Below are 8751 nucleotides of genomic sequence, written 5' to 3' on the forward strand. Positions count from 1 at the left end.
GGATACTTGACATAAGTTCAAAAAAAGTATAAAATTTAAGTGTTGTATTCTAATACAATGAAATTAAATAAGGAGGTGCTCCTGTGCCAGTAATAGCTATTATTGTGCTTGTTCTTGGCATTCTCCTCATTTTAGCTGGACTTTATCTGATCAAAAGCAATAAAGATAAAGCTGAGAAGATTGGCAATGCAGAAGAAAAGGCCCGTAACATTATTGATGAGGCTTTGAAAGCTGCAGAGACCAAGAAAAGAGAAGGTTTGTTGGAACTTAAGGAAGAAACTTTAAGAAACAAGAACGAACTGGAGAGAGAGAGTAAGGAACGTCGCTCTGAACTGCAGAAGTTTGAGAAGCGTGTTCTTGCTAAGGAAGAAGCACTTGACAGAAAGGCAGATTCACTTGAGAAGAGGGAGAGTCAGCTGACTTCAAGAGAAGACAAGCTGAACAAACGTCAGGCTGAAGTGGATGCTCTGAGCGAAAAGAGAGTACAGGAACTTGAACGAATCTCAGGTTTGACCTCCGAACAGGCAAAAGATTATCTTCTGAAGACTGTGGAAGATGAAGTGAAACATGAAACAGCAATGTTAGTGAAGGAACTTGAAACCAGGGCAAAGGAAGAGGCAGGAAAGAAAGCCAAAGAGTATGTGGTTACCGCAATCCAGAAATGTGCAGCTGACCATGTTGCTGAGACAACGATTTCCGTTGTTCCGCTTCCGAATGACGAGATGAAGGGACGTATTATCGGTCGTGAAGGCCGTAATATCCGTACACTGGAGACGATGACAGGTGTTGATCTGATTATTGATGATACACCGGAAGCCGTTATTCTTTCCAGTTTTGACCCGATTCGTCGTGAAGTTGCCCGAATTGCCCTTGAGAAATTAATTGTCGATGGACGTATCCATCCGGCCAGAATCGAAGAAATGGTAGAGAAGGCGCAGAAGGAAGTCGAGACAATGATTCGCGAGGAAGGTGAAGCAGCAACACTGGAAGTTGGTGTACATGGCATTCATCCGGAACTTGTACGTCTCCTGGGTAAGATGAAGTTCAGAACAAGCTATGGTCAGAATGCGCTGAAGCATTCTATCGAAGTAGCTCAGTTATCAGGTTTACTGGCAGCTGAGATCGGCGTTGATGTTCGTATGGCGAAACGTGCGGGATTATTGCATGATATTGGCAAGTCTGTTGACCATGAGATGGAAGGATCTCATATCCAGATTGGCGTTGATTTATGTAAGAAGTACAAAGAGTCACCGATTGTTATTAATGCTGTTGAATCACATCATGGTGATGTTGAACCGACATCGTTGATCGCATGTATTGTACAGGCTGCAGATACTATTTCTGCTGCAAGACCTGGTGCAAGACGTGAAACACTTGAAACCTACACAAACAGATTGAATCAATTAGAAGATATTACCAACAACTTTAAGGGTGTTGAGAAATCTTTTGCAATTCAGGCAGGTAGAGAGATTCGTGTAATGGTAGTTCCAGAGCAGGTAAGTGATGCAGATATGATCTTACTTGCAAGAGATATTGCGAAGCAGATTGAAGCGGAGCTTGAATATCCGGGCCAGATTAAAGTAAATGTAATCAGAGAGTCAAGAGTAATGGAATATGCGAAATAACTTGCATTGAGTGAGTGTATATCCGACAAACGATTTGTTTATAAACTTTGATAGGGAATAATAGAGGCAGAATAGATCATTGATCAGGATTCTGCCTCTTTTTATGCGATAATCTTATGTATACTTGGGAAAATGTTAGTACTTTGCAGAAAAAGTGAAATGTGATATAGTGGTAGTATATGTTGAAAAGAAGAAAGGGTGTAAATATAATGAGTGAAACATGTAATGAATCAAGCTGCAGTTCATGTTCCGTAGAGGGATGTTCATCAAGAAAAGCAGCAGATATGAAGGAACCAGCCAATCAGTACAGTCATATTAAGCATGTGATCGGTGTTGTTAGCGGTAAAGGTGGTGTCGGCAAGTCACTGGTTACATCAGAACTGGCAGTGAAACTGCACAGACAGGGATATAAAGTCGGTGTTTTGGATGCGGATATTACAGGACCATCTATCCCGAAGGTATTTGGTATTCATGAGAAGGCTGTGGGTAATGATAAAGGTGTATTTCCTGCACAGACATCGGAAGGCATCAAGATTATTTCTGTCAATCTGATGTTGGACAATGAAGAAGATCCTGTTATTTGGAGAGGCCCTGTTATTGCAGGCGTGGTGAAACAGTTCTGGAATGAAGTTATCTGGGGAGATCTGGATTATCTTCTTGTTGATATGCCTCCAGGCACCGGGGATGTTCCTCTGACAGTTTTCCAGTCTCTGCCGGTGGATGGCGTTATCATTGTTACGTCTCCTCAGGAACTGGTAGAAATGATTGTCAAGAAAGCTTATAATATGGCGAAGATGATGAATGTACCGGTACTTGGTCTTGTTCAGAATATGAGTTACTTGCTTTGCCCAGATTGCGGCAGAATGATTTATATTTATGGTGAAGGCAAGGGAGAACAGACAGCTAAGGAACTTTCTATTCCATCTTATGCAAGTCTTCCAATCGATCCGTCCATTGCAGCTTTATGTGATGCCGGCAAGATTGAGGAATTCGATCATCCTTATCTGGATGCAATGGTGAAATACCTGTCATCTTTAAACTAATTCACACTAAAGGGAGAGAACATGTTTACTATCAGAGAATATGCCATGCCTGAGACACTGGACGAGGCCTATACAATACTGAAATCCAGAAAAGGCAATCAGATCCTTGGCGGATGTGCATGGTTACGATTAGGGAAAAAAAGAATTAATATCGCAGTTGATCTGACAAAATGTGGTCTTGATTACATTAGAGAAGATGACGAACAGATAGAGATTGGGGCCATGACTTCTTATCGCAGTGTGGAAACCTGTGATATTCTGAAGAAATATTTTAACGGTGTGATCGCCGACTCAGTTTCTTCTATTATCGGTACACAGTTTAGAAATACGGTGACAGTGGGCGGTTCTGTCTACGGCCGTTTTGGTTTTTCGGATTTTCTGACACCGCTTTTGGCGTTGGATACATCTGTCGTACTCTACAAGAGAGGAAGCGTTTCGCTGGAGACATTTATGACGATGCCTTATGAAAAGGAGATCATTGAGAAAATCGTGATCAAGAAAGACGGACGGAAGTCCTCTTATCAGATGTTTCGCAATTCCAGAGGGGATTTCCCTATTCTGAATCTTGCAGCCAGCAGGACAGAAGCAGGACAGTGGATTGTGACTGTGGGAGCCAGAGGACCGAAAGCCATCAGGGCGGAGAAGACAGCGGCTTTTCTGAGTGACAAATTGTCACAGAATGCATTGAAAGCGGAAGATGTTGAAGCTGTTATTCAAGAAGCAGGAGAAATCCTCGTCAGTGAAGTGACGTTTACAAGTAATATGCGGGCAAGCGCAGAGTACAGACGTATTCTTGGCAAAGTGCTCTTAGGTAAGGCAGTCAGGGAGGTGATGGCATGCTAGTTCATATTTTTATCAATGGAGAAAAGAGAAAAGTGCATTGCCAGCCTGATGCCATGCTTTTGGAGGTACTCAGAGATGCTGGCTGCAAGAGTGTCAAATGCGGCTGTGATACGACCAACTGCGGTCTTTGTACCGTATGGCTGGACGGCAAACCGGTGCTGTCCTGTTCTGTTCCGGCAGCCAGAGTGAATGAACGACATGTGACGACACTGGAAGGTATTCAGGATGAAGCGGAAGCTTTCGGTAAGTATCTGGTGGGCGAAGGCGCAGAGCAGTGCGGTTTCTGCAGTCCGGGACTCATTATGAATGTCGTTGCCATGAAGAAAGAACTGGATCATCCGACAGATGATGAGATTCGTCACTATTTGGAGGGCAATCTCTGCAGATGTACCGGATATATGGGACAGATGCGTGCCATCAGACAGTATGTGGATGAGGAGGTAGAAGCATGAGATATGTCAGCCAGCCTGTAAAGAAACTGGATGGTATGCCGATCATCAAAGGCAAGCCTCTTTATACCAATGACCTGGCTCCGAATGAGTGTCTGATAGTTCTGGCCCTCAGGAGCCCTTATGCTTACGCAAGGATCAAATCCATCGATACAAGCAAAGCAATGCTGGTTAAGGGTGTTGAATGTGTTCTGACGTACAAGGATGTCCCACATGTGAGATTTACCAATGCCGGACAGACTTATCCGGAATGCTCGGCTTATGACCGCCTGATCCTGGATGAATATGTTCGTTATGTGGGTGATGAAGTGGCATTAGTGGCTGCCAACAATGAGAAAGCAGCCCAACAGGCACTGAAGATGATCAAGGTTGAATATGAAGTCCTTGAGCCGGTCCTGGATTATAAAAAAGCTGTGGATAATCCAACGATTGTGCATAATTATGATGATTATTTCATGCATATTCCAAGCTTCAATGCGGACAATAAGCGTAATATTGTTGTTGACGGCGTGGAAGAGCACGGGGATGTGGAGAAGGAATTTGCTGAGAGCGAAGTCATCGCAGAGGGCGAATATGAAGTTCAGGCTCAGGAACAGTGTATGATGGAGTCTTTCAGAACTTATACTTATCTGGATCATATGAATCGTCTTGTTGTGGTATCTTCAACGCAGGTGCCTTTCCATGTCAGAAGATCCCTTGCCAGAGCACTTCAGATTCCACAGTCCAGAATCCGTGTTGTGAAGCCTCGAATCGGCGGTGGTTTTGGAGCCAAACAGACCATTGTTTCCGAATATTACCCGGCGATTGTGACTTTGAAGACCGGCAAGGCAGCGAAGATGATCTATTCCAGAAAAGAGACATTTTCCTGTTCCAACAGCCGTCATCAGATGTGCATCAAAGTCCGTGTCGGCGCAGATAAAGAGGGCAATATCCATGTGATTGAGTTGGATACATTGTCTAACCAGGGTGCTTACGGCGAACATGGTACAACGACCATTGGTCTGTCCGGTCATAAAGCAATCCCTCTGTACAATCAGGCGAGAGCCCATCGATTCAAATACCGCGGTGTTTACACGAACATGATGCCTGCGGCTGCATTCAGGGGCTATGGTGCGACACAGGGGCAGTTTGCACTGGAATCCACTGTGAATAAACTGGCACATATGCTGAATATGGATCCATTGCTGCTTCGAGAGAAGAATATGCTGCGTATGGGCGAAATCATGCCGGCTTATTACAATGAACCCCTTAACAGCAGTGCATTGGATCGTTGTATCCAGCGTGGTCGGGACATGATCGGATGGGACGAGAAATATCCATGCAAAGAGATTAGTCCGACAAAAGTCAGAGCTGTCGGTATGTCTATTTCCATGCAGGGTTCGGGTATTTCAAATGTAGATACAGCCGGTGCTGAGATCAAGCTCAATGATGATGGCTTCTATACACTGAAGATTGGTGCAACGGATATGGGAACCGGATGTGATACATCTATGACCCAGATTGCGGCTGAAACGCTGCTGGCTGACATTGATCAGTTTATTGTTGCAGGTGTAGATACAGATATTTCACCTTTTGACCCAGGATCTTATGCCTCCAGCACAACCTATGTGACAGGTATGGCTGTTTATAATGCAGCCTGTGACCTGAAGAACAAGATTATCACTGCCGGAGCGAAGATGATGTATCCGGAACGTTTTCTTGATGAGACAGACAAGGTGAATCCGAAAAAATTTTACTTTGACGGCAGCAGAGTGATGGAAGTGTCAACGGGCAAGACAATAGCCCTTCATGATATAGCCGTGCATTGTGCCGGCACAAGCGATGGTAATTATTTAAACGGCACAGGTTTTTATTCAAGTCCAGTGTCACCGCCGCCTTTGATGGCTGGTTTTGTTGAGATCGAACTGGACAAAGAAACAGGTAAGTTTGACATTGTAGATTATGTGGGTGTTGTTGACTGCGGTACGATCATCAACAGCAATATTGTCCGCGGACAGACAGAGGGCGGTATCTGTCAGGGTATCGGTCTGGCCATGTATGAGGACGTTCAGTATGATGCCAAAGGTCGTATGATGACAGATTCCTTTATGCAGTATAAGATCCCGAATCGTGTGGATGTGAAGAAGATCCGTGTTGAATTTGAATCCAGTTATGAACCAACAGGACCTTACGGAGCAAAGTCCATCGGTGAAATTGTTATCAATACACCGGGACCGGCCATTGCAGAAGCTGTTTATAATGCCTGCGGTGTACGTGTCACATCACTGCCGATCACACCTGAAAAGGTCAAGATGGGTATGATGAAGAACGAACTGGAGAAACGGAAATAATGAAAGAGTATCGGATTCATGTTGAAGAATTGCTGGATCCGCTGTATAGGCATGGCTGCAGGGTGTTTTCAGTCGTCGGTTCCGGCGGCAAAACAACATTGATCCGTCAGGCGGCCATGCATTATGCCAGATTATATCAAGTGGGAGTTGCTGCTTCAACAAAAATGTGTCTTCCGGATGGACAGTGGGAATATAAAGGCTGTCCTCCGGCTGTTGTGTCGTCTGACGGGCAGGGAGATGCGAAGAGGCAGGCGGCTCCTGTTTGTTTTTATACGGAACATATTCTGCCGTCAGGCAAAATCTGGGATCTGGGCGAGCAGATGTTAGGGCAGGCACTGGAAGAAAGTGATCTGCTTTTGATAGAAGCAGACGGATCCAACCGAAAGCCCTTAAAGGGCTGGAGAGAAGATGAACCGGTCATTCTTCCGGCAACAGAAGCCACCATTGGTATTTTGCCGATGCATTGTCTGGGAGAGATTCTTGATGTGACAAAGGTGCATCGCATGGAGAAATTTACTGCAATAACAGGGTTAGAACCCAGTGATGTGATGACAGAGAAAGCCTACTTGCAGCTGATTACAGCAGAAAATGGCCTTTTTGGGCATAGTCTTGGCAGCAGATGGCTGGTACTTAATCGAGTAAATGATCCGCAGCTTTATCAGTCTGCAAAGAAGATTGCCGAAGCTGCTGTGACATCAGGTGTCATAGACGGATGGATTGCGGGGTGTCTGGAGAATGAATAATCCGACAGCGGGGATAACGGCTGTAATATTGGCATCCGGTTTTTCAAAAAGAATGGGGTGCAATAAGTTATTGCTGCCTGTGGAAGGCAAAGCGATGATCGCACATGTTTTTGATGCGGTCAGACAGGTGGAATTTGAGCAGACGGTTGTTGTGACGGGATTTGACAGCATTGCACAGCTGGCAGTTGGAAATGGCTTTCAGGCGGTGGATAATGACAGCCCTGAGATAGGACAAAGCCATTCGGTTGTGTTGGGGGTACAGAAAACGTCACAATCGGCAGGATGGATGTTTTTTAATGGCGATATGCCCTGGCTGAAATCGGATACCATTGGAAAATTGCTGGAATATGCGGATGCAGCACATATTGTGGTGCCAAGGTATGGCAGCCGTCCGGGGCAGCCGGTTTATTTCCCGGCTGCTTTTAAAGCAGAATTACTGGCTTTGACAGGAGACCATGGCGGACGGACCATCATACGCAATCATCCGGATCGAGTCTGCTATGTGCCCATTGACAATATCAGACAGGGCGTGGATGTTGATACGCCTGAGGGTTATGAGAAGGTAAAAGGGGGAGTGTTTATGATACACTAAAATTACCAGAAAAAAGCGTCAAAAATCCCTGAAATCGGCAAGGGATTTTCCTCAAAAAAGGCGGGACATATTGTATCCCCTTCACAATACAGATATCCTTTGTGTAGAGACCAATCTATTCAAAGGAGGAAAGGAAGATGTACACTATGTCCCAGATTAATCATATCAAAGATTTAAGTAATTGTGGATACCGAATCAGTGAAATTTCAAAGAAAACTGGTGCTGATCCTAAAACGATCCGCAAATATCTTTCTCAGGAGGACTTCTCTCCGGTACCGCCGGTTGTCCAGACGCAACCATCCAAGTTGGATCCTTTTAAGCCTGTTATCCAGGAGTGGCTTGATGAGGATAAAAAACACTGGCGCAAACAACATCACACTGCACAGCGGATATATGAACGCCTGGTTGAAGAACAGGGATATACAGGCAGCTACAGTGTTGTCCAGCGCTATCTGAAAAAGTGCCGCTCCGTTCAGACAGAAAAAGCAAACCTTGAACTGGTATGGGATCCCGGCCCCGCCCAGGTTGATTTTGGAGAAGCTGATTTCTATGAAAGTGGAAAGCTGATCAGGAAGAAATATCTTACCTTATCATTCCCTTACAGCAACGATGGATACAGTCAGGTATTCGGCGGTGAAACGGCTGAATGCGTCTGCCAGGGGCTGGTTGATATTTTTGAGTTCATTGGAGGTGTACCTCCACTGCTGATCTTTGATAATGCCACTGGTGTTGGACGCAGGATCGGTGATGTGATCCACGAAGCAGAACTTTTTTCCCGTTTTCGTGCCCATTACCACTTCCGTGTCCGGTTCTGTAACCCTTACTCCGGATGGGAAAAGGGAAATGTGGAACGTAAGGTGGATTATAACAGGGCAAACCTCTTTGTGCCTGTTCCGCACTTTTCAGATGTTGTCCAGTATAATCATAAGCTGCTTTTAAAGCATGAGCGGAAAGCTTCTGAGCTTCACTATAAAAAACAGGTTCCAATCTGTGAACTCTTTGAGGAAGACCGCAAAGCGTTGCTGATGCTGCCACCTAAACCTTTTAATGTATGCAGATATGAATGGCTGAAGGCAGATGGTTATGGAAAAGTCTGCATGGATGGAAAACATTTTTATTCAACAAG

The 8751-nt window shown here is 45.0% G+C and carries 8 protein-coding genes; all 8 read left to right on the forward strand.

Annotated features, from left to right (window positions below):
• Window positions 1-83: 83 nt before the first annotated feature.
• Complete coding sequence (gene rny, locus WMO25_RS01540; protein ID WP_349083650.1) at window positions 84-1625, forward strand: ribonuclease Y; 1542 nt, start codon at window positions 84-86, stop codon at window positions 1623-1625.
• A 209-nt stretch (window positions 1626-1834) separates the two neighbouring features.
• Window positions 1835-2668 carry a P-loop NTPase gene (locus tag WMO25_RS01545; protein ID WP_349083653.1) on the forward strand — a complete coding sequence of 278 codons (834 nt, stop codon included), beginning with the start codon at window positions 1835-1837 and terminating at the stop codon, window positions 2666-2668.
• 21 nt (window positions 2669-2689) lie between these two features.
• Window positions 2690-3511, forward strand: coding sequence for an FAD binding domain-containing protein (locus WMO25_RS01550; RefSeq protein WP_349083656.1), 822 nt, complete (start codon window positions 2690-2692; stop codon window positions 3509-3511).
• The gene (locus tag WMO25_RS01555; RefSeq protein WP_015514012.1) at window positions 3505-3963 is read left to right on the forward strand and encodes a (2Fe-2S)-binding protein; all 459 of its coding nucleotides are present in this window, start codon (window positions 3505-3507) and stop codon (window positions 3961-3963) included. Before WMO25_RS01550 ends, WMO25_RS01555 begins: the two co-directional genes overlap by 7 nt.
• Window positions 3960-6290, forward strand: coding sequence for a xanthine dehydrogenase family protein molybdopterin-binding subunit (locus WMO25_RS01560; RefSeq protein WP_015514013.1), 2331 nt, complete (start codon window positions 3960-3962; stop codon window positions 6288-6290). The genes WMO25_RS01555 and WMO25_RS01560 overlap by 4 nt, the downstream gene beginning before the upstream one ends.
• A complete protein-coding gene (gene yqeC, locus WMO25_RS01565; protein ID WP_349083660.1) occupies window positions 6290-7033 on the forward strand; it encodes a selenium cofactor biosynthesis protein YqeC in 744 nt (247 codons plus the stop codon). The genes WMO25_RS01560 and yqeC overlap by 1 nt, the downstream gene beginning before the upstream one ends.
• The gene (locus WMO25_RS01570) at window positions 7026-7625 is read left to right on the forward strand and encodes a nucleotidyltransferase family protein (protein ID WP_349083663.1); all 600 of its coding nucleotides are present in this window, start codon (window positions 7026-7028) and stop codon (window positions 7623-7625) included. The genes yqeC and WMO25_RS01570 overlap by 8 nt, the downstream gene beginning before the upstream one ends.
• A gap of 137 nt (window positions 7626-7762) precedes the next feature.
• A partial coding sequence (gene istA, locus WMO25_RS01575) for an IS21 family transposase (protein ID WP_349083665.1) occupies window positions 7763-8751 on the forward strand: 989 nt, incomplete at its 3' end.

The sequence above is a fragment of the Coprococcus intestinihominis genome (genome assembly GCF_040096555.1).
GTDB lineage: Bacteria > Bacillota > Clostridia > Lachnospirales > Lachnospiraceae > Coprococcus_A > Coprococcus_A intestinihominis.